23 protein-coding genes and 1 pseudogene are annotated in these 21,582 nt (G+C 35.4%); 9 read left to right on the forward strand and 15 right to left on the reverse strand.

Annotated features, from left to right (window positions below; all coding sequences use genetic code 11):
- Positions 1–22: 22 nt before the first annotated feature.
- From NSU17_RS01280 to NSU17_RS01295, 4 genes are all read right to left on the reverse strand, one after another.
- Positions 23–757 carry a hypothetical protein gene (locus tag NSU17_RS01280; RefSeq protein WP_340704070.1) on the reverse strand — a complete coding sequence of 245 codons (735 nt, stop codon included), beginning with the start codon at positions 755–757 and terminating at the stop codon, positions 23–25.
- 87 nt (positions 758–844) lie between these two features.
- Positions 845–1,636, reverse strand: coding sequence for a class I SAM-dependent methyltransferase (locus NSU17_RS01285; RefSeq protein ID WP_340704071.1), 792 nt, complete (start codon positions 1,634–1,636; stop codon positions 845–847).
- Complete coding sequence (locus tag NSU17_RS01290; RefSeq protein WP_016839121.1) at positions 1,624–2,055, reverse strand: BrxA/BrxB family bacilliredoxin; 432 nt, start codon at positions 2,053–2,055, stop codon at positions 1,624–1,626. The genes NSU17_RS01285 and NSU17_RS01290 overlap by 13 nt, the downstream gene beginning before the upstream one ends.
- 304 nt (positions 2,056–2,359) lie before the next feature.
- Positions 2,360–3,025 (reverse strand): M15 family metallopeptidase, encoded by a 666-nt coding sequence (locus NSU17_RS01295; protein WP_016839124.1) that lies wholly within the window; start codon positions 3,023–3,025, stop codon positions 2,360–2,362.
- Between the two features lie 326 nt (positions 3,026–3,351).
- Here NSU17_RS01295 and NSU17_RS01300 point away from each other — a divergent pair, with 326 nt between their 5' ends.
- Positions 3,352–3,624, forward strand: a complete 273-nt coding sequence (locus NSU17_RS01300) for a Parvovirus coat protein VP1-like protein (RefSeq protein ID WP_340704072.1) — start codon at positions 3,352–3,354, stop codon at positions 3,622–3,624.
- Between the two features lie 288 nt (positions 3,625–3,912).
- On the opposite strand, the gene NSU17_RS01305 is transcribed toward NSU17_RS01300, so the two are convergent.
- Positions 3,913–4,359 (reverse strand): UDP-N-acetylglucosamine 2-epimerase, encoded by a 447-nt coding sequence (locus tag NSU17_RS01305; protein ID WP_340704073.1) that lies wholly within the window; start codon positions 4,357–4,359, stop codon positions 3,913–3,915.
- A gap of 11 nt (positions 4,360–4,370) precedes the next feature.
- Positions 4,371–4,592, reverse strand: coding sequence for a UDP-N-acetylglucosamine 2-epimerase (locus NSU17_RS01310; protein WP_340704074.1), 222 nt, complete (start codon positions 4,590–4,592; stop codon positions 4,371–4,373).
- Between the two features lie 157 nt (positions 4,593–4,749).
- On the opposite strand from NSU17_RS01310, the gene NSU17_RS01315 reads away from it, so the two are divergent.
- From NSU17_RS01315 to NSU17_RS01345, 7 genes and pseudogenes are all read left to right on the forward strand, one after another.
- Positions 4,750–5,664: a glycosyltransferase gene (locus tag NSU17_RS01315; protein WP_340704075.1), complete on the forward strand. Its 915-nt coding sequence runs from the start codon at positions 4,750–4,752 to the stop codon at positions 5,662–5,664.
- Between the two features lie 20 nt (positions 5,665–5,684).
- Positions 5,685–5,915 (forward strand): hypothetical protein, encoded by a 231-nt coding sequence (locus NSU17_RS01320; RefSeq protein WP_340704076.1) that lies wholly within the window; start codon positions 5,685–5,687, stop codon positions 5,913–5,915.
- A 234-nt stretch (positions 5,916–6,149) separates the two neighbouring features.
- Positions 6,150–6,353 (forward strand): annotated as a pseudogene (gene tnpA / locus NSU17_RS01325) (IS200/IS605 family transposase); the annotation flags it as partial.
- Between the two features lie 625 nt (positions 6,354–6,978).
- Positions 6,979–7,305, forward strand: a complete 327-nt coding sequence (tnpA, locus tag NSU17_RS01330) for an IS66 family insertion sequence element accessory protein TnpA (RefSeq protein ID WP_340704077.1) — start codon at positions 6,979–6,981, stop codon at positions 7,303–7,305.
- Entirely contained in the window at positions 7,295–7,651 is a 357-nt protein-coding gene (gene tnpB, locus NSU17_RS01335) for an IS66 family insertion sequence element accessory protein TnpB (protein ID WP_096549681.1), read from the forward strand. The genes tnpA (NSU17_RS01330) and tnpB overlap by 11 nt, the downstream gene beginning before the upstream one ends.
- A 49-nt stretch (positions 7,652–7,700) precedes the next feature.
- Positions 7,701–9,296, forward strand: coding sequence for an IS66 family transposase (gene tnpC / locus NSU17_RS01340; protein WP_340704078.1), 1,596 nt, complete (start codon positions 7,701–7,703; stop codon positions 9,294–9,296).
- Positions 9,297–9,428: 132 nt separating this feature from the next.
- Positions 9,429–10,811, forward strand: a complete 1,383-nt coding sequence (locus tag NSU17_RS01345; protein WP_340704079.1) for a transposase — start codon at positions 9,429–9,431, stop codon at positions 10,809–10,811.
- Between the two features lie 30 nt (positions 10,812–10,841).
- On the opposite strand, the gene NSU17_RS01350 is transcribed toward NSU17_RS01345, so the two are convergent.
- The 4 genes from NSU17_RS01350 to NSU17_RS01365 form a co-directional block, all read right to left on the reverse strand.
- On the reverse strand, positions 10,842–10,988 hold the full coding sequence (locus NSU17_RS01350) for a hypothetical protein (RefSeq protein ID WP_340704080.1): 147 nt from the start codon (positions 10,986–10,988) through the stop codon (positions 10,842–10,844).
- A 399-nt stretch (positions 10,989–11,387) separates the two neighbouring features.
- The gene (locus tag NSU17_RS01355; protein ID WP_340704081.1) at positions 11,388–13,232 is read right to left on the reverse strand and encodes a hypothetical protein; all 1,845 of its coding nucleotides are present in this window, start codon (positions 13,230–13,232) and stop codon (positions 11,388–11,390) included.
- Positions 13,225–13,707, reverse strand: coding sequence for an ABC-three component system middle component 2 (locus tag NSU17_RS01360; protein ID WP_340704082.1), 483 nt, complete (start codon positions 13,705–13,707; stop codon positions 13,225–13,227). Before NSU17_RS01360 ends, NSU17_RS01355 begins: the two co-directional genes overlap by 8 nt.
- On the reverse strand, positions 13,708–14,778 hold the full coding sequence (locus NSU17_RS01365; protein ID WP_340704083.1) for an ABC-three component system protein: 1,071 nt from the start codon (positions 14,776–14,778) through the stop codon (positions 13,708–13,710).
- A gap of 1,692 nt (positions 14,779–16,470) precedes the next feature.
- Here NSU17_RS01365 and NSU17_RS01370 point away from each other — a divergent pair.
- On the forward strand, positions 16,471–16,989 hold the full coding sequence (locus tag NSU17_RS01370; protein ID WP_340704084.1) for an NUDIX hydrolase: 519 nt from the start codon (positions 16,471–16,473) through the stop codon (positions 16,987–16,989).
- An 87-nt stretch (positions 16,990–17,076) separates the two neighbouring features.
- On the opposite strand, the gene NSU17_RS01375 is transcribed toward NSU17_RS01370, so the two are convergent.
- From NSU17_RS01375 to NSU17_RS01395, 5 genes are all read right to left on the reverse strand, one after another.
- Entirely contained in the window at positions 17,077–17,793 is a 717-nt protein-coding gene (locus NSU17_RS01375; protein ID WP_340704085.1) for an excalibur calcium-binding domain-containing protein, read from the reverse strand.
- The gene (locus NSU17_RS01380) at positions 17,778–18,548 is read right to left on the reverse strand and encodes an S-layer homology domain-containing protein (RefSeq protein ID WP_340704086.1); all 771 of its coding nucleotides are present in this window, start codon (positions 18,546–18,548) and stop codon (positions 17,778–17,780) included. Before NSU17_RS01380 ends, NSU17_RS01375 begins: the two co-directional genes overlap by 16 nt.
- 229 nt (positions 18,549–18,777) lie before the next feature.
- The gene (locus NSU17_RS01385) at positions 18,778–20,385 is read right to left on the reverse strand and encodes a Na/Pi cotransporter family protein (RefSeq protein ID WP_340704087.1); all 1,608 of its coding nucleotides are present in this window, start codon (positions 20,383–20,385) and stop codon (positions 18,778–18,780) included.
- Between the two features lie 179 nt (positions 20,386–20,564).
- Positions 20,565–20,813: a hypothetical protein gene (locus tag NSU17_RS01390; RefSeq protein WP_016839130.1), complete on the reverse strand. Its 249-nt coding sequence runs from the start codon at positions 20,811–20,813 to the stop codon at positions 20,565–20,567.
- An 85-nt stretch (positions 20,814–20,898) separates the two neighbouring features.
- The gene (locus tag NSU17_RS01395; protein ID WP_340704088.1) at positions 20,899–21,471 is read right to left on the reverse strand and encodes a DoxX family protein; all 573 of its coding nucleotides are present in this window, start codon (positions 21,469–21,471) and stop codon (positions 20,899–20,901) included.
- Between the last annotated feature and the right edge of the window lie 111 nt (positions 21,472–21,582).

The raw sequence follows: 21,582 nt of genomic DNA on the forward strand, positions 1-21,582 counted from the left end.
GTGAATATTTGATCAATACAAGTTATACTGCTCCATTCGCACGAGAAAGCTTGTTCCTATACGCACGAGTGAGGGCTTCTTCTGCACATGTTGGGATGCTATATATACGAGGGAGTACTTTATCTGCACTAGTTGAGATTCCATACGCAAGAGTGAATACTTTATCTACACAAGTTGGTCTCCCATACGCACAAGCGAACACTTTATCTGCACTAGTTAGTATCCCATACGCACGATTGAACACTTTATCTACACAAGATGAAATATCATACGCACAAGTGAATACTTTATCTGCACTAGTTAATTTCTCATACGCACGAGTGAATACTTTATCTACACAAGATGAAATCCCATACGCACAAGCGGCTACTTCATCTACACAAGTTAAGATACCATACGCACAAGCGAACACTTTATCTGCACTAGTTAGTATCCCATACGCACGAGTGAATACTTTATCTACACAAGTTGGTCTCCCATTCGCACGAGCGAACACTTTATCTGCACTAGTTGATTTCCCATACGCACGAGTAAATACTTTATCTACACAAGTTGGTCTCCCATACGCACAAGCGAACACTTTATCTGCACTAGTTAGTATCCCATACGCACGAGTAAATACTTTATCTACACAAGATGAAATATCATAAGCACGAGTGAACACTTTATCTACACAAGTTGATTTCCCATTCGCACAAGTGAATACTTTATCTACACAAGTTGATTTCCCATTCGCACAAGCGACTACTTCAATCATAATATTTACTACTCCCCATCCGCACCTACACAAAAAAGAGCGAAATTGCCATATTCGCTCTTTTTATACTTTATACACTTGCTGTAATCAGCAATTAATTTTTTCTAATACCCCGTAGTGGAATTTCGATGTCAAGCGCACTTTTCGCTCAAAACCCAAGTCTTCAAAATGAGTTGAACGAAAATGAGCTTTTAACACCACCCGCTTTTTCGCCACACGATACGCTTCCTTCACCCATTCTTCCGTTAATGGATGATGGCTGCCGACTTCTCTTAGTGATTCAAAGTTATTTGATTCTTCAATGGTCTCCTCAAACATCGGATCAAGATATACAACATCAAAGGAACTATCTGGCTGCTTCTTTAAAAATTCAACTGCCTCAGCATGAATAACCTGAATCCGCTCCATCGCTTGTTTTAGCACTGGGTCTGTCGTTTCATATTCTTTTAATCCTCTCCGGACAAGATAAGAAATGATAGGATCTACTTCCACACCTACCACTTTTCCACTTTCGCCAACAGCAAAAGAAGCAATAATCGCATCTGAACCAATTCCTAATGTACAGTCAAGAAATGAATCGCCCGGTTGCAGCCCACAAGACTCAATAAACGGCTCCGTTTCCCCTCTCTCTAACCGCTTCAAACGAAAAGCGGCCGTATCAGGATGAAAAAAGAAAGGCGTTGAAGAGCCTTTCACATAATACTCGAACCGATTTTTCCCGGCAACAATCACATTGGCTTGATAAAGATTGCCGATTTTCGCAACAGAACGTTTCTTTCGCGGAACATAACGAACATGAAGTTCTTCGCTAATTTGTTTTGCCAACTGAAAAGACTCTTCATCTGGCCTACCTGCTGTCGTCACAATTACTTTCCGCATGCTTGTTTTAACACGCCCGTAATATGGTCACGGATTTGTTCCACTGAAAAACCTTCAATTTGTTCTCTTGGAATAAAGTATTCCAATTGTCCATCACGTAAAATAGCAATGGATGGGGAGCTTGGCGGAATATCTTCAAAGTATGCACGCATAGCCGCTGTTGCTTCGCGGTCTTGTCCAGCAAATACCGTCACTAAGTGATCTGGTTTAATTTCTTTAATTGCTTCTCTTACTGCTGGACGTGCACTTCCAGCCGCACAACCACATACGGAGTTAATCACAACAAGCGATACCCCTTTCGCTGTTGCCATAAATTCATTGACTTCATCTGCTGTTGTTAATTCTTTAAATCCAACGTCCACCAATTCTTGACGCATTGGCTTCACGATGGCTTGCATGTATTCTTCGTAAGCGTTCATCGTTTCGCACCCTTTCATATTTTTTCGCAAAACTTATAATATCATGGTTTTGCATAGTTTGACAGAAAGTTGCTTTTATATTTTTTTAATTATTGAAACCTACCTTTTGAGAGAATAACATACGGAAAACAGGAAAGGACAACCAATTGATTTTAATTAAAGGTTGTCCTCTAGATTAGTGGTAGAACATAATTCTTCTTTTTCTAAGTAGCCATTCACTGTAAAAAAATAGATGAACATAGGTGTTTCACCTGTTCACCCACCATTTTTTCATATAAAGTGTATTTATCAAAGCTTCATCGCTCTACTTTTTATTCCTTCTTTGCTGAATCGTAATATATAAACCGAGTAATCGATCAGCTGTCATTTTTTTATTTCGAAGGTCATCTAAGTGATACGATTGAATGAGTCCTTCTTTAACTGCTTGTTCCAGCATTTGTTCAGCTGCTGAATACATCGTCGGTGATTTTGGATCCCACACGCCTGCTTCCCCCTTTTCAATATCTTTTTCATCGATAATGAGCTGCACTTTTAACTTGCTCGTTGTTGGCACAATCACCGTACCTTCTAATTTATAACCCTTTGGCATCGTCCAAGATGGAGTTACTTCAAAATGAGGACGATCGACACTGCCGACCCAATCTCCACCCCAAGTAATGCCCAGTTTTCGAGCAATGGCGCCAACTTTATTCAACGTAGTCACATCGTAAAGATCTTTAGGTGGTGCTACTGCGATATCCCACGCTAAGCGGCTTGTGTGTCTGCTGTTTAAGGTCCATGTGATTATTGAGCCTGGACGACTGCGACCTTGCTGATATAAATAATTTTGTCGTTCCTGCGTTCGGTAAGTTTCTGTAATAAAAATATCTCGAATCCCCGCTTTATAGCATTCTTGAAACAGCAACTTGCAAGCAGTTTGTGCTACGGGCAATAGTTGAGACAAATCACGAATCACTGTTGTTACACTCATGTAATTCACCACCCTTCTGACTTATATATATCCAAAACTCTCTAAAAAGTGCCGGCAAGTTTAAAATTTATAGTTTTTTATTGCGATCGATATTAATTATTTATAAATAAAAAATAGAGCTGCTCCTTAGCATATCCATTACAAAGAGCAGCTCTTCTCCTATTTATTTGCAATTGAGTTTATAAGTTTTCATTTTAATTTGATAGACACTTTTTACCCTCTTAATCTTATAAAGTTATGGAAGATCTATATGTATGCCCTACTCAATCTTCATTTTTGCCATAGTATAAATATGTACTAGTTATATTGGAAATGGGGGATATTAAATGTTCCAACGTCGTAGATCGCCATTCGGTTTCTGCTATCCTGGTTATCGTTACTGCGGACCGGGTTGTTCTGGACCGGATGCACCAACAAATCCCGTCGACTTTTGTTGTTTACAACACGATATTTGTTACGCAATGTACGGACCATGCCGCTATTGTGATGAATTGTTTCAACAATGTTTAGCACCTTATAAACATCCTTACTACGGCAGAATGGCACGGGATGCAAGACTATTCTCTAACGTCATGAAAATTCGTAACTTCTTTTTCTAGTAAGGGCTAAAGGACGTTTTTCATACTGAAAAATTTTAGGAAAGAGCAATATTAAAAAACAGCCTTTTTATAAAAAGTGTCTTTTTTTATGTCTACAATCGCCTCTTTCAATTTAATGAAAAAGCGTACCTTTAATCAGTACGCTAATTATGCAAAGTTATTCGCCTGACAAATGCGCTGCGCTGCATTGCCATCTCCAAATACTTGAGGTTGTGCATGATTCAAGCAGTCTAATTTTCTGGATGCCTTTTCCATAATCGAATGAACATTGATTGGACATAAACTATTTCAACCATTTTCTAACGTTTCAATCCACTCTGTTTGATTCCTTAGCGTCGTGCAAGGCGTTTTTAAAAGATAGGCTTCCTTTTGAAGACCGCCCGAATCCGTCACCACCATATAAGCATTTTTTGTTAAATAAAGCATTAACAAATATCCTACTGGTTGAATAATTGTTACGTTTCGAAACGAAATATTTAATTTTTCCACCAATTTTTGCGTTCTTGGATGCAGCGGTATGAGTACTGGTTTATCCAACCTTTCTAAAGCAGTGAAAATCGTTTGTAATTTCATTAAATCATCTGTGTTTTCTGCGCGGTGAATCGTAGCAAGATAATATTCTTTTTCTTTCAAAAGCGGAATATGTGGATTTTCAGCTTTCAATGTTTCTAACCATTTACTGTTTGAATAGCGTTTATTGGATATATTCATAAATCGATTAACAGCATCGACCATAATATCGCCTGTTAAAAGAACCCCGTCTGTAAACCATGACTTCCAGAACCAACTCCTAAATAATAATCGGGTTTTGGAATGGAGAGCTCTTGAAAAAAGATATCAGACATATTTTGATCGTAATGTTGTCCCGTATGAATCATAATTTCATGATGCTGCTTTCGAAACACATCCGAAAAAGGGGCAGCTTTAATAAATTGCGGCAGTGCACCAACGATTGTAATGAGCTTCAACTCACATCCCCCTTTCATAAAAAGTTCGTAATCTATTTTATGTCTAGTGATAAACATTGTTACTGTCTATTAATTTATAAAAAAATAGGAATATGTACATTTGAGAGATTTTGCATAGCATATACCAGTAAACCGAATCCATATTGGGGAATGCTAAATGAAAGTTTGCAAGTTAATTCGAAAGCATTCTTTTAAAGATGTCCGTGTTTTTGAAAAAGAAGCTATTAGCTTAAAAAAATTAGGTTATGACGTAACCATTGTAGCTGGAAAAACTAAAGGAGTTGTTTTGGGACCAAATCGAAGTTCGATAAAAGACCCAGCTTTTAAAAAGGATTCATTCGAATATAAAGGGATTAAGTTTTTAACGTATGATATAGTGGAAATTACTTATACGCATATCAACAAAATGATTAAAGCTTTAGAAACGAATACACAAAATTATTTTCCTGATAAATTATATGAAAAGGCTTTATCTACAAATGCTGATATCTACCATGCCCACGAATTGCATACGTTGTATGAAGCTGTACAAATCAAAAGAACGCTTAGAAAAAAAGGAAAAAATGTCAAGGTCATCTTTGATGCACATGAATTAGAAGCAAATAGCAAATTCTTGACATTATTGATGAAAGAAGTCGATCATCTCATTACGGTATCGGATTCAATTAAAGAAATTTATCAAAAGAGATACCCAAATGTACCTATTACAGTGATTTATAATACGCCTTCCTATCAAGAAGAGTTGCAGAAGGATAAAACATATAAAAACTCTTTTGTCATTGCCTATGAAGGAGTCGTAACGTACCAAAAAGGAGATCCTAGAAAAATCATCGAAATTGCGAATCTTTGCAACAAGTCAATGAAAAATTTCAGTTTTGAGATTTTCGGAAGAATTCATCCTACTATGAAGGAAAGGAATCTCATTTCCCAACATCCTTCCATCAACTGTAAATGGATTGACTATCACAACCTACCTACTGAATTAAACAAGGTGCATGTGGGCTATATTTATTTCGATACAAGCAATGCGAATCGGAATATGCGATGCCCAATAAGTTTTTCAGTTATTTGAATAACGGGATTCCTGTCGTAGTGAATCAATCCATTGACATGAAAAGATTTATCGAAAAATATCAATGTGGAATTGTGATAGATAAAGTAAATCCAACGGCAGAAGATTACTACAATCAGTTTTACCGATTATATCAAAATCGAAAATTACTGAGCCAAATGGGCCAAAACGCAAGAAAAGCAATGAAAGATATCTGTTGGGAAAAGATGGAGGAACGGTTGTCTGAAATTTATAAAAGTCTACAAACATAGTAAAAACAGGCTGCAACTTTGGTTGTAATACAGCCTATTTTTTTGTTTTTAAAAATGAACCCCCCCTGCTAGGCAGGGGGTTCCGTATAGCTTACAGTGAGGTATTATAATAGATCCCACTTGATGCTAAAATAAATCCTGGTTCGCCAACCAAATTTTTGTACTAAGGAGGGACCTATTATGTCTTCTGACACAAATAGTTTAGCACATACCAAATAGAATTGTAAGTATCACATCGAATTTGCACCAAAATATAGAAGACAGATAATTTATGAAAAGATAAAAAAAGATATTGGACAAATATTAAGATAGCTATGTGAAAGAAAAGGCATAGAAATTATTGAAGCTATCGCATGCAAAGACCACATACATATGTTGGTTAGTATCCCACCGAAATTAAGTGTTTCATCATTTGTGGGATATTTAAAAGGAAAAAGTATAAACAAAGACCTCTTATCATATGACTTCCGTCATTATGGATATTTAACTTATCATATATAACTGAATCCTTACTTGCACAAAAATCACAATCAATAAATCCAAAAATATGTTTGTCATCAAAAGCACTTAAACAACAATAGCAAACATTTTTATTCTCAGATAGTGTTTCATTGCTACATATTGGACAATAATAAACTACTTTGTTTTCTTCCCGTGCCATAGCATTCATTAGTTCAACATACAGTGGGTATTATATTAATCCTTCGAATTCTTTATAATCTAGATATTCTTGGTAAAAAGCTGACGCTATAACTCCCTTATCTCTAGCTAACATTTTAATAATAATAATATGTACAATAACGTATATACAATCCGCTTTAAAGTTAGTAAGTTCTTCTTCGCTAAAGTTATATCCAATATGTACTAACTTATTTCTGTATTTTTGGAACTTTTCAATTATTTTAATTGATTTGCTATCTGAGTTAATTTCATAATTCTCACCCCTTGATTTTCAAGGGATTCAAGACAATAAAAGTAAGCGCCAAATATCCCACACCTTCTAACCATTTTGATGTTTTGTGATAATTAGATCAACATCAAAAGTTAGGAGGTTTTTATTTTTATGTCCCCAGATGAACGAAAACAATTGTGGCAACAACGAATCGAATCTTATCGATCTAGTGGAGAGTCAAGTATAAAAGCTTGGTGCAAACAAAATCAAGTAGGTCATCAAAGTATGTATAAATGGATGAAAAGACTAGAGTTAGAGACAACTGAAACTTCACGGACTTCCCCTCAATGGCTAACTGTTGAAGTATCCCATCCGTTGGATGAAAAAAATTCCCCGCTCATCGTTAACATTGGGGAATTTTCCATCGAAGTAAAAGAAGGTTTCAATCCACTCCTTTTCAACGAAGTGGTTCAGGTGCTGAAAACACATGTTAAGTAAAACATCCATTCAACATGTTTATTTAGCAGCGGGGGCAACGGATTTACGCAAGTCGATTGATGGATTAGCAGCCATTGTTCAAATGAGCTTTCAGTTAAATCCTTTCTCTTCTAATCTCTTTGTTTTCTGTAATCGGAAACGAGATAAATTGAAAATTCTCCATTGGGATCACAATGGGTTTTGGTTGTACTATCGTCGTTTAGAGAAAGGGGTCTTTCAATGGCCTGATGAAAGAACTCCCGGCCCTTTGTGCATCACTCCCCGCCAATTCAGTTGGTTGCTCGATGGTCTTTCATTTGAACAAAAACAAGCACATGAACAAGTATCAGCTAAAATCATGGTTTAAAAGGAATTTGACATTGACCTGTCAATTCCTTTCCTTTATTCTTTAACTTATGAACAAACACAAACAAACCAATGAATCAACAATTGAAGAACTGCAAGCGAGAAATGCGGAACTCAAAAAACAAAATGAAGCCTTACAGGCTAAAATCAAATGGTTGGAAGAACAATTCCGCCTTAGCCAACATAAAAAATTTGGGGCTTCCAGTGAAAAAACGAATCCGGATCAACTCGAACTTCCTCTTTTTAATGAAGCTGAAATCACAGCGGATACAGAAGTGGAAGAACCTACACTTGAAACCATTACTTATAAACGGAAGAAGTCTGTAGGACAACGCGATGCGAAACTAGAGAACTTGCCGTCGGAAACGATTCACTATCGTTTAGCCGAAGAAGAGCAGGTTTGTTTGTGTTGCGGTGGAACCGTACACGAAATGAGTACGGAAATACGAAGAGAAATCAAGATTATTCCTGCTCAAGTAAAAGTCGTTGAGCATGTTCAACATATTTACAGTTGCCGTCAATGTAAACGGGAAGGAATCGAGACACCGATTGTCACGGCCAAAATGCCAACACCAATTTACCCAAAAAGTTTGGCATCTGCATCGGCTATGGCCTATATCATGAACCAAAAATACGTGGAAGGAATGCCTCTTTATCGTCAAGAAAAGCAGTTGGAACGATTCGGTGTGTATTTATCACGCCAAACGCTCGCCAACTGGATGATTTATGGTGCAACCAATTGGCTTTCCATTTTACATAAACGGATGCATGAGCTATTACTCGAAAACGATATTCTACATGCGGATGAAACTACACTTCAAGTTCTAGCAGAACCTGGACGAAAAGCGAATTCGAAGTCTTATATGTGGATGTATCGAACAGGACGAGACGTACCGCCGATCATCTTATATGATTATCAAACGACTCGTCACAGTAAACATCCGAAGGCTTTTCTAAAAGGATTTAAGGGATATCTGCATGTAGATGGATATGCAGGATATCATGAATTAAAGGATGTCGAACTGGTAGGGTGTTGGGCACATGCAAGGCGAAAATTCGATGAAGCACTGAAGGCATTACCAGCCAATGTGGATAAAACATCATCAACCGCTGCAGAAGGAATTCAATTCTGTAATCAATTATTCCAGATTGAAAGACAAATCAGTGAAAAATTTGAGAACTGTACTCCCAAACAGCGCAAAGAATACCGTCTTGAACACAGTAAACCTGTGTTAGACGCTTTTTTGGCATGGCTAAAAACAAAACGCCCTCATGTTCCCCCAAAAAGCAAATTGGGAGAGGCAATTACATATTGTATAAATCAATGGAGTAAGCTCATAGTGTTTTTAGAAGATGGTCGACTTGAAATCGATAATAATCGTGCAGAACGATCGATTAAACCATTCGTGATGGGCCGGAAGGCATGGCTATTTGCACAATCGATGAAAGGTGCATCAGCCAGCGCTATTATTTATAGCATTGTCGAAACAGCTAAAGAGAATCAATTAAATCCATTGAACTACTTAACCTATCTTTTCGAACAATTACCATTGATAGATCACAATGATGTAGAAGCCATCGATCAACTCCTTCCTTGGTCGAAGACAATTCCAGAAGAATGTCGCATACCAAATAAAACTAAATAGAGCATATAATAAACGCCCACGAAAAAACACGTGGGCGTTATTTTACGCTTACCAATAAAAAATGGGTACCTCCCCAAATTTCGTTATAATGGTAGGTAACCAAACAAACCATCCGAAAGAGGTGAGTACCCTATGACTATTGTAAAACAAATTTCTCTTTTTGACATCCATCAATTATTAGAAATGGAAAGTTCCCATCGTTATGATGCCATTTTTAGTGCTATCGACATTCAGCCTATATTTCAATTGTTTTCTAAAAAGACATTGAAAGGTGCACCACGTGAATTGAATTATGGTGCAATGATTCAATCGCTGATTATTCGTATTGTCGAACGTATTCCAACTATCAAGGATTTAGTCAAACGTTTGGTCCATGATCCTTTATTTCGTTTCGACTGTGGATTCCTTGTGTCTGATGTCGTACCATCTGAAAGCTCTTATTCACGCATGATTCAAGTCATTAGTGAATCAGATGTGCTAGATAAAATGAACGATACACTCATCAAAACAGCGATGTTGGAAGGCTTTCTAAATGATGAACATGTCGCCATCGATGCGAGTCACTTTGAAGCTCGTGATGCTTTCACACCATCAGAAAAGAAAGCACCTAAAACTCCTAAAAAACGTGGTCGTAAAACTAAAGCTGAACGAGCTGTTTGGTTAGCCGAACAAGTAGAGAAAAAAGGAAATCAATCAACCTATGAAAAAGAACTGAAAGAACAGCTGGATATCCCATTAGAAACCCTTTGGAAGGATGTACCGATTGAGCCAAAATGGGGTGTGAAAAAGAATAGTAAAGGAAAAAATACATTCTGGTTTGGTTATAAAGCACATTTAGCTGTTTCGACGAAAAGTCAATATATCATCACGCGTTTGATGTCCTCAAGTAATTTAAGTGATTGTAAAGCTGCGATTCCATTATTGAAAAAACTTCATCACTTAGGAAACGGTCAATTTACAATAGCTATATTTGATGCTGGTTATGATGTTGAACCTATTTACCGTCAAGCCGTATCACAGTCCATGCGAGTCGTGATTCCTTACAACGTTCGCCGAGAAGGAGAATATATAGGATTCGATGAACATTTTCGTCCAACCTGTGTGCGTGAACATAGTTACCAATATGACAGCTTTGACGCTAAGTACAATACATTAAAATTCACACGTCCAAAGGAATGTGCAACTTGCCCATTACGAGAAGACACCCTTTGCCAAAAAGTTTTCAAAATCAAATGTGATATAGATATCCGTAAATTTACCTATCCAGCACGTGGGACAGAACGATGGAAACAGCTTTATCAAGAACGTACAGCAGTCGAACGCGTTAACGCTTATTTAAAGGAATACTTTCAATTAAACAATGTCCGTCATCGTACAGGAAAGAAAGCAAAAATGCATTTCAATCTGGTGACGTTAATTTATAATACCTGCAAACTAGCTGTTGAAGAATCAATGCTTTATTACAGCAACAAAACCAAGTTGCATAATTTAAAAAAAACAAAGTTTTTAGTATAGGGGTACTCTATACTTCAGAAAAACTATGATTTATGAAATTGATTCATCTAGGTTAAATATACGAGCATCTTTTAATAAGTTTTTCAAACTTTCAAGTTCTTTTGTTCTGACTTCATTTTTTATAAACTTTTCTAGTATTTCTTCATCTAAATAATCTTTATGCTGTTTTGGATCCAATATAGACTTCTAGCCAGCTTTATTTAAAATGTAGGCTTTTATTGCTAACTCTAATGATAACTGTAAATATACACTCAAGAATATAGCATCTTGCCTACTGGCAATTGTATCGTAATTTTTGGTTAATTCATTTATAGCCTTTCTTAAAAACAATATAGAATTATGAGTAATAGTTTTATATATAACATCCACGTTTTTTGCCTTATAATCCCCTTAACTGTTTCGTTTAGCTAAATACATTTACTTTATTAGGTTAAAACGTGTACAGTATACATCATACGGGAATCCTGTATTGTTATTAATCATGAATAACGTGAAATTTTGACAAGAATTACCGTAATGAAATTTACCCAAATTTTAACAAAAATTAATGATAAATTATCGCAACGAAATAAAACGTTAATTTTGTAATGGAATAAAACCATAACGCCCTAAAGATTCGTTTTTTGTAAAATTATAATACTTAATCTTTGGTATCACTTCTTTTGGCGGTATTGCGTTATCTAATATTATAAATTGCATACCACTTTTTTGAGTACTTAAATATTTAAAGAAAGCTTGTTTAACCTCATCATTAATTACAATTTCATCAGAAGAAATAGATTTATCTTTTTCTCTTTCTTTAAATGTCGTTAATGGAGAATCCAAAACGATTACTTTTGGATGTGGAAGACCAAGCATTATAGTATATTGTAAAATACCAATGACGAAAGCGGAATTTAAAACCGCAGCATAACCTTTTCCAAAACTTTCTTTATCTTTATCATTCACAATAATATCTTTTTTATTATGATCAAATTCTACAGTAATGTTCTCTTCAATCTTCCATTCTTCAAGCAATTTTTTAATAATATTACAAAACAATTTAATGCTGTTTTCGTTAATATCATTATTTAACGTTAAAGTTGTATTGTTGTTCTCTACAATTTTCTTAAAGTAATCCCTCTCTTTTTGTAATTGTGTAAGCTTCTCTACGTGGAATTCTCTTTCTTTATACTTATCCCGAAGTAATATTAATTCATCAATTTTTTCGTTAAATCTACCTAAGATAGGTTTGAGTTCCTCTTCAAGGATTGTATCGATTTTTTTAATTTCATTGTTGATTTGTTGTATTTCAATTTCCTTTGCAAGTATTTTCTGTTCTGTTTCCTTGATAGTTTCATTTAAGTCATATAATTGAAATCTAATTTTATCTATCTCTGCAGCCACCGCTTGATTAAGTTCGGGGACTTCACTTATAAAGTCACTATTACAAACAGGACATTTTACATCGATTAATTGTCCCAAATAATATTCCGCTTCCTCAATAAAGGCAAGTCTTTCAAGATCAGATTCGTAATTTTTTTTCAATAAGTTAAATCTACTTTTTATTTCATTTAACAACATCCTGTCACTTTTTAAGATTTGTAGAGTGTCCCAGTATTGTTGTTTATTAGATTCAAGTATATTTAATGTTTGTTTTTTTTCGGATAACTGTACCTTTAAATCACTAATACTTTTCTCAAAATCTTCAATATTAAAATTAACCGATTTAAGTTCAGAAGTTAGTTCCTCTATTTGAAGTCTTGTAGAAACTATCATATCCTCTAAAACATCTATCTTAACCTTTGCACGTAATTTTTCCGTATCTGATTTTTTAGTTTCCTCGAAAGCCGAATCATCTTTACCTGTCATGATAGTCCTGAACACAGATTCGCTTCTAGTTTTTGTGAATCTCGAACCTTCTGAATAAATCGGTGAAGCCGATTCAATTATTTTCTTCTCATGTAACATAGAAATATGAACAAAGTCCCTGAATGAAAAACTCGTAGTATGTCCCGATTTATTTTTAACTACGTTTTTATATGTGGCCCCGCTCAGAGACAGTAAAAAACTTGAATAATTATTTTCATCATCTTTATCATGTTGATTACCAATTTCAATTGGTGCTTGTTTACATATTTCTTTTAGACCGCAATCATATTTAAACATCTTACCGTCAGTAAGATTGCGTTTTAAGGTAAATACCCTTTCATCATAAGTAGTTATTTCAATTAATATCTCGGTATAACCATTACTTTCTATTATATTTTTAGGTTTAGTTGAGCCACCAAATACATAATTTATACATTCAAATATAAAAGTTTTTCCAGTATCGGAGGCACCAGAAATCACATTTAACCCCTCTGCTAATGTGATTTCTGCATTTTCTTTATTTTGTCCTCTCAAACTAAGAGCTGAAATATAAAATCCTTTATTATACAACTTCTTCACCTCTAAATAATACTTCTTTCTCAAATTCTCCTTTCCACTGGCCTATGTTTAATCGAAAATAATTTGTCAATTCATTTAACGAATAATCATTAAAACGCAATGCAACCTGATAGGCAAAAAACTTAAGCTTTTTGTAATATTCACTTTCAAAATACACCAAAAAGTGTTCTGAGTTTTTATTAGCTTTATATTTAATCCCTTCAGCTGAATACTCAACATCAACAATACCTTTAGCAATAACTATGTTTAAACCTTCTTGTACTAATTTTCTCTTCACAATATATTCTGTAGGATGAAATGGATTAGATGGATGCAAGCTTATGTACTGAGCATCTATATCACCAAAATGCAATGTTAAATGATCATAAAAAATAAGTTGTTGTAAATCTAAGCTTTTTTTACTTTCTGTAAGAATAACAACAATTCTAACCCCTGTTTCAATTGCATTATTAAAGACTCTTTGCATCTACTTCACCCATTTTAATCGAAATTCATTTACAAGCTCGTGACACATTCCACTTTTATCACTTGGATTAATTTTTCCAAGTTCATTGCCATCTAGCGAGATTTTCCGAGCTTCACTTAATGTAGTATTAACCCTTATAAGTCCAGATTTATAGTCCTGTAAGCAAATGTCTACGACACCTGAGTATATTTCTTCTTTAGCTTCTGTGTATGGGTCTTCATCAATAAACTCATCTCTAGAGAATCTTTTAAGTGACTGTGCAGAATGATAATCAACTCTTTGTCTTTGAAAATGATCTTTAAGATAATCATTACCATTCAATGATTCTACTGTCCGAAAACATGTATTTACATGCTCTGAGTAAGCTTTTAAGAGTTCAATTACATACGGCAAATTCCTTTCACTCTCATCTAAGGTTTTCGGTGGTTTTTCCGCTTTAGGTCTTTTTTTCAAACCACCACCAAATCTGTATTTAAACCATTTCGTTTGACTATATTCATCCAAAAGTCTTAGTGTAGATATTTCTTGCACAATTTTAAAATCAAAAGCTTGAATATAAGATAATAGTTCGGGTTCTAGAATTACTTCTCTTTTTTGAGTTATACCTTTTTTGCAATATTTATCCCAATTATCTATCAAAGCTTGATTAATTTTTTCTGGTTTCTCCAAATAATCTTTTAAATCCTGACCTAGGCCTTGACTAGCAACAATAAAATAATTTTGGGGAACAGGATAATCTCCATTAAAAGTATAATAGCAAAGTTTTCCAAACTCTACCCAATATTGTGATGGTGTTAAAGGTTTCTGATAATGTTTACATTGGTAAATATCAATTAATTTCTTTGTATCATCAATATATGCTATTATGTCTCTTCCTTTATCACCCGATCCACCAAGCTGATAAACTTCATGATACTTCGTTTTAAGAAAATCGTATGCCCATTCATGAACTATCTGCTCAAACTCTTCACTGGATACTACTTGTATTCTCTGCTGTGGCGTTAAGGGAGTTCCGAAGAAAATATTTCCGTTTTCTGGTCTTGGTGGAGCAGAAATTTCAAGTAAATCCATATTGCAGCAACTCCTTTTAAACATATAACAATATAAATTATTTCGACGTCATTCGTCGTTTCCATTATGTAAACAAATGACAGTGCAAGTTAAATTTCGCATTTTTATCTTTGAGGTATATTGACAATAGAATAAGTGATTGGGCACGAAAACCCACACAGATATTACAAACTTATTGGAGGATGATAAATAGAAAAATTTTGAGTCGTTATTGTACTGTTAGTTAGTACCACGTCTGAGACGAAACAGCCTTAAAGCACACAAATAACTAACCAACCAAAAATATCCCTATGTGTTTAACATTGAATTAAGATATCTAAAGCACTGAGACAAGTAAAATCAAACTAATGTTTAGGTTCCTCATCAGGATTTTGTCCAATAACCGTCAGTGTATTGGTAATTCCATCTGTCAAAAATGTTTCCTATTTTTTTATCGATTTTATTGCGTAACTCACATGTATGTATTATCCAGCTCCTTCTTAATTCTTATCTTATTATACAACTTTTTGATTAACTGGAAAATATTATTATAAAGTAAAAATACTAGTATTATCCTCAACTCGATAAATTTTCCGTACTAAATATTTCCTGAGTATTCTCTTATGTATTTCTATTGGCCTCTCTTTGGTCTGGTGGATGATTTGAACCGTATTGACAAATAGCGGACTAAAGATTTTCGTAAACGTATGGACTAGTTGGTGGTTCTACAATAATATCGATTTATTCTCGGACACGAAGTTTATCAATTTTCCTATGATTTGCTCCGTTTCTTGCTTTGAAATAAACCGCGCCGAAGAAATGGCATCCATTAAATAACGCAATTCATGAATTTCAAAAAACCGGTCTTCGATCCAGTAATTGATATATTGATTCCTTCCTATTTGAGAGCTTTCTACATTTATAAAGGAATCTCCTGAAGTTAAAAACTTCAAATCATTCCGCACCGCTTTCAATCCGCCCTCAATATTTTTTATGTCCAGATAATGCATTATATCCAATGGACTTTGGGTTTTGTCTCGAAGAATATTTCCATAAGTATTCAATAATCGTTAAGAGTCGTTTATTTTTCATGAAATCACCACTTTTCTGTAAGACTATTATTATTATAATTAATAATTTAAATTTTTTGTAAAATAGTAAAATTATTGAAAAATATAAAAAATTACTTACTATAAAAAACTCTATAACAACGTATAGACTCAGACCTAGCCCTAGTTTTTATGTCTTTTCTTCTTCAAAAAAGCCACTCACTTTCGAGTGGCCACCCAAATTTATCATGTTATTTCTCCTAAATTATGTAGCGATTATTTCTTATTTTCATGAGTATAACCTTCTTTATATGTCACTACCAAAAAGCTTGTTCTTAATTCATACCTGGTTGAATGCATGCATTATCTATTTCATTAGTTTTTTGCTAAAGATTTACTAAAGCATAAAATTGAAAAAAATTGATATAGGGTAAATATCAGAATCACAAACGAACAATTTATGCGAAAAACAGAACTTCTAAAAAATTTTTTCGTCATTGTAACTGAGGAGTTTTCAAAAAACTTAAAACTAATAGTTTTTTAATACTGTAGATATGAAGTGGTTGCTAATTCCCAAACCGTGCATTATCCTAGAAAAACAGAGAGATCTCTACTCTCGTTACTGTTTTAGATAGGTAAGCAAAATTACACAAGGAGTAGCACAATGGAAAAGTGGGATTTATATGATATCCATCGAAACAAATTAGCGAAACAAATCGTTCGTGGAGATAAAATGGCATCAGACGAGTTTCATTTAGTCGTACACGTTTGCATATTTAATTCACAAGGAGAGATGCTGATTCAACAGCGTCAGCCTTTTAAAAAAGAATGGCCGAATCTTTGGGATATCACATGTGGTGGTAGTGCGATTGCTGGAGAAACCAGTCAACAAGCTGCTTCTAGAGAGTTATTTGAAGAATTAGGAATACATTATAACTTTGAACAAATACGTCCACAATTTACTATTAATTTTGAACGTGGATTTAATGATTATTACCTTATTGAATATGACGTGAATTTAAATGAATTGACGTTACAATCTGACGAGGTACAAGCCATAAAATGGGCTTCTAAAGAGGAAATTATAGCGTTAATTAATCAAAAAAAATTTATTCCTTATTATGAAAGCATTATTGCGTACCTATTTGAAGGACGACATCATTATGGCTCTATTCGTATCTAAAGGAAAATTTATTGATTATTTTTCATTACTAATAAAAAACGCCCCAATCCCTTATGCGTATTCTACTTAGTATTTCTCTACATTTATTTATTTTTCACACGCCCATCCATCGTTATCACGGTCGTGTTTTTCGTCATAGGATGGATGGCTGGATGAAACACCATTTGGATAATATTTGCGCATTTCTGTACAATTACTAAATTTTATCGGCGCACGGGACACTACCCCGGATTGATTTTTCGATGTTTGCGTAGGCGATGTTGCATTCGCTTCAAACGGTTTCGCATTGATCGTAAACGTGTAACCATCTGACGTCACAACAATATTCCCGCTCTTTGCTGTACTGTATGCTTTTGCCCCCACCGTCTTTATATTATTTTTGACTTCACTATGAGGATGGCCATAGGAATTTCCTTTACCATAACTTAAGATGACCGCTTCTGGTTTTACAGCACGTAAAAATGCTAAACTTGAACTTGTATTCGAACCGTGATGTCCTGCTTTTATGATTTCAGATTCTACATTATATTTCTGTAGCATTTGTGATTCAATATTTGTATCGGCATCTCCTGTTAACAGCGTATCCATGTCACGATAAGATACTTTTAATACAATACTTGCATCGTTATTGTCATCTGCATTAGCATCAACATGTAGCACTTGTATTTTCAGTGATGAATCTACTGATAACAACTCACCGATTGTTGCTTGATGATAATTCGCTCCTTCTTTTTTGACAGCATTTAATACATTCACATATGTATCCGTCGTATGTACTTTTCCGGAGTCTATAAAATTATACACCTGAAAAGCTTCGAATACATCAGCAAGGCCACCAATACATCATCGCCTGCTGATTTCGCCCCACCATCTACAAGCATTGTTTTTCCATTCGGTGTTTGAATAAAAATAGAGTCACCTTGTCCGACATCAATAAAGTGAACTTTCATTTCTTTTAACGCGGTTGTACCCGTTTCTTGATAACGGATCGCTCGTGCCATGAATGTTGCTAAATGGGCTTTAGATAAGTTGGTTTGTGGTTTAAATGTACCATCTGTATATCCTGTCGTAATGCCCGCTTTTGCTAATTGCTTTACCGCCTCATATGCTGTGTGTCCTTTTGGAACGTCTTTAAATGTTTGATTTCCTGCAGGCAATGGATAAGCGCGGGCAATAAACGTAGCCATATGTCCACGCGTTACTTTTTGGTCAGGCTTGAATGTACCGTCCGGATAACCTTTAATGATTCCTGCCTTCGTTGCTGCATAAATATACCCTCTATACTTGTGAGTTTTCGGGACATCCTTGAAACCTGTTGCTGTTGGCGAATTATCCAATTTCAATGCTTTTGCAAGCATCACAATCACATCTAAACGAGTTGCAGTATTGGAAGGAGCAAATGTTGTTCCTTGATCAATGACTTCTTGATCTACTAAATACTCAATGTCTGAATAATTATAATGCGTTTTCGAAACATCTTGAAATGTTTGTGCATAGGATGGAACTGTAAAGCATCCTATTAGTGTAATGGATAGTAAAATCGTTATAAGTTTTTTCATGTCTTCTCCTCCCTAGCGTTCAATTATAGTGGAATCATTCATGCTTGCATACACATCAATATATGGAAGAATTACTGGACTTTTTTTCTAATGAGCATTTTTTTATTAAAAACTTCAAATATTGCCTTTAATAAGAAAAACAGACTAGAAACCATTGCCGTTTCCAGCCTGCTTTATTTTGGATATCTTCATTTTCTATAGACCCACACATACTGTTACCTGCTTTTTGTCACAACGATTCCCGATCATAAAAATTCGAGGATTCTTCTAGTTCCGTCCCTTTTTTAAATTCCACCAATCTCGCAAAGGCGCGCCAGTAATGGTAGACGAGACGGTCAATCCACAGAAGCGCCTGAACGTTGGACATGGCCACTTCCAATTTTGTTTCTCTTACCGCCGTTCGCTCATAATATTTTCTTCTGCGCACTCGTCTTTCTTCTGCAATTTTGTGGGCGGTTTTCTCCAACTCTTGCTCCATTTCCAACAACTTTTCTTCGCTGTCAAAACTTTGATTGATTTGTTCTAACGTTTTATGCCACCATTTCATCAATTTCTCGTGATGAAAAACTCCTTCTACCTTTTGTTGTTCTCGCAAAACGCGAATTAATCGGCTGATATGGTCCAACACATGCAATATGGCAACATGTTGATTACGAAGTTTCGTTGAATCCGATTGCACGTCATTGAGGAATTTGCGGAGTAACACAATGGCTTCCTCTACTTCCTGCACTTTTTTTTCGTAGCTAGCCGTTCCCTTTTTCGCTTCCATTAACTCTAACATTGCATCCGTTAAATGTTTCATCATTTGCAATAATGTTTGATAAGCAACTTCTAAGGCAGCGGATGGAATGGATACCAATTGATCGTCGAGATTTCGAGTCAACGCATTCGCCTTTTCTGGCAACATTTTCGTTAAGAGCTTTGAAAACTGCTTTGTAAATGGAACGAAAATGATGGCACCAAATACACTAAACAGCGTATGGAATAATGCAAGCCCCACGGTTTCATCAAAACTACCGGTAAACGCAACAGTCAAAAACTCCACAAATTGTAAAATGTAGCGAATGAAAAGGGTCACAATGAAAGCGGTCACAACATTAAACAACAAATGGGTTGCCGCTGTCCGTTTTGCTGCGATGGATGATCCAATCGAAGCCACAATAGCTGTTGCAGTCGTTCCGATATTTTGACCAACGACTAAAAAAGCAGCCTGTTCAAAATCAATCGCTCCAGCAAATAATGCAGTAAGCGTCGTTGCCATCGCTGCACTAGATGCTTGCATAATAATGGTCATAATAATGCCAATTCCAATTAATAACAAAATGGACAGAAAGGATTCAGTATCCAATGACTCAAAGCGAATCCAATGTTGGGCCGTTTCCATCCCTTTTTGGAGCAAATCGATTCCTAAAAATAGAAGGCCGAAACCGGTCAACACGCCTCCATATTTCTTGATGTCGCTTGGAGCCACATATTGTACAAATACCCCTAAACCAATCATCGGCAATGACATGGCTTGCAGGCTGATCTTAAACCCTAAAAGGGAAATAATCCACCCTGTACTTGTACTTCCAATATTGGCGCCAATGATAATACCAATCGACTGAAAAAAAGAAATAAGTCCTGCACTGACAAAACCAACTGTTAAAATCGTTGTTGCGGTTGAAGATTGAACGAGCACAGTCATAAAAAATCCCGTTATTAAGGATGTAAACGTTCCTTTTGTGAAAGTATGTAACCATTTTCTCAACGTTTCGCCCGCAATCTCTTTCAACCCGTTTGTCAACATCGACATTCCTAATAAAAAAATGCCGATTCCACCTATTGCATTAATCATCAAGCCACCTCCTTCACTAGAAAGAGCAATTCACTGGAATATTATTATTTTACAAAAAAAACAAAATTGCGTTCCTAGAAGAACGCAAAATTAGACGAAAGAATCAATAAAAATTCGACCATCTGATATGGGCAAGACGCAGTATTCATTTTGAAATTATATTTCACAAAATATTATTTCTATTCTGCATCAATGACAAATTGTTTCATTGACTCTCTCGAATCTTCCTCTTTTAAATAAATCACTAGTTCTTGGCGATATTCATTTCCCTCTAAATAGTGGTCAAGGGTATGAAAATCATATTTATAACTGCCAAAAGGAAACGTTACATATTCTCCCTTCACCGCCGCAAGTAAACCTGCAACATCGTGGGAGACCATTTGTAATAATTCTTGACCTGTAGATGTTAATACAAATATTACATTCATCTTCTTTCACCTTTTCATGAAAAAACGTTGCCTTATAAGCAACGTTTTCTTAGTCTATTTATGTAAGCATATTTTACCATATGTATTAAGCATTGAACACTGTTGTGTCTTCTTTCCGCTTTGCAATTTTTCCCCAAGGAGTTCCGAGTTTTAATAATACCCAGCGATCTAAACCATACCAACCTGCTACTTTCCAAGCTAACATTAAGAGAATGCTGAGTAATAATAGACGTGGATTTGAACTTAACGTGCCAGCAAATAAGAAGGCAATATTCATCATCGATCCGAAAAAGGCTGCAATGGCTGTGAACAATCCTATTATTAATCCAATCCCAACAAGCACTTCCCCAAACGCAACTAAATAGCTAAAGATTGTCGCATTCGGCAAACAAATATGTTCTAAAAAGGCTGCATACCATCCCATTACATCATTCGTCGTGGATGCTTTTTCGATGGCACCTTGTAAATATCCGCTGACTGCCGCTCCCGCATTCTTACCAGTCCAAGCATCATCAAATACTTTATGAATTCCTGATTGGAGCCAAATCCATCCTACATAAATGCGGACAACTAGCCAAATGGCCGCGGAACGAGTGTCATTAAATAAAAATCGAGTCACTGGATTTTCCGGATAGAAAATCAATTCCTTTTTTTCCATTGTTTCACTCCTTTCACCACTTATTATATAGTGTTTTATTACTCCGAACTATCTTTTTTTCTATATACAAATACTTTTTATAATGAAAATTCATGAATTTGAAAAAATTAT

It is taken from the genome of Ureibacillus sp. FSL K6-2830, assembly GCF_038004145.1.
Lineage (GTDB): Bacteria > Bacillota > Bacilli > Bacillales_A > Planococcaceae > Ureibacillus > Ureibacillus thermosphaericus.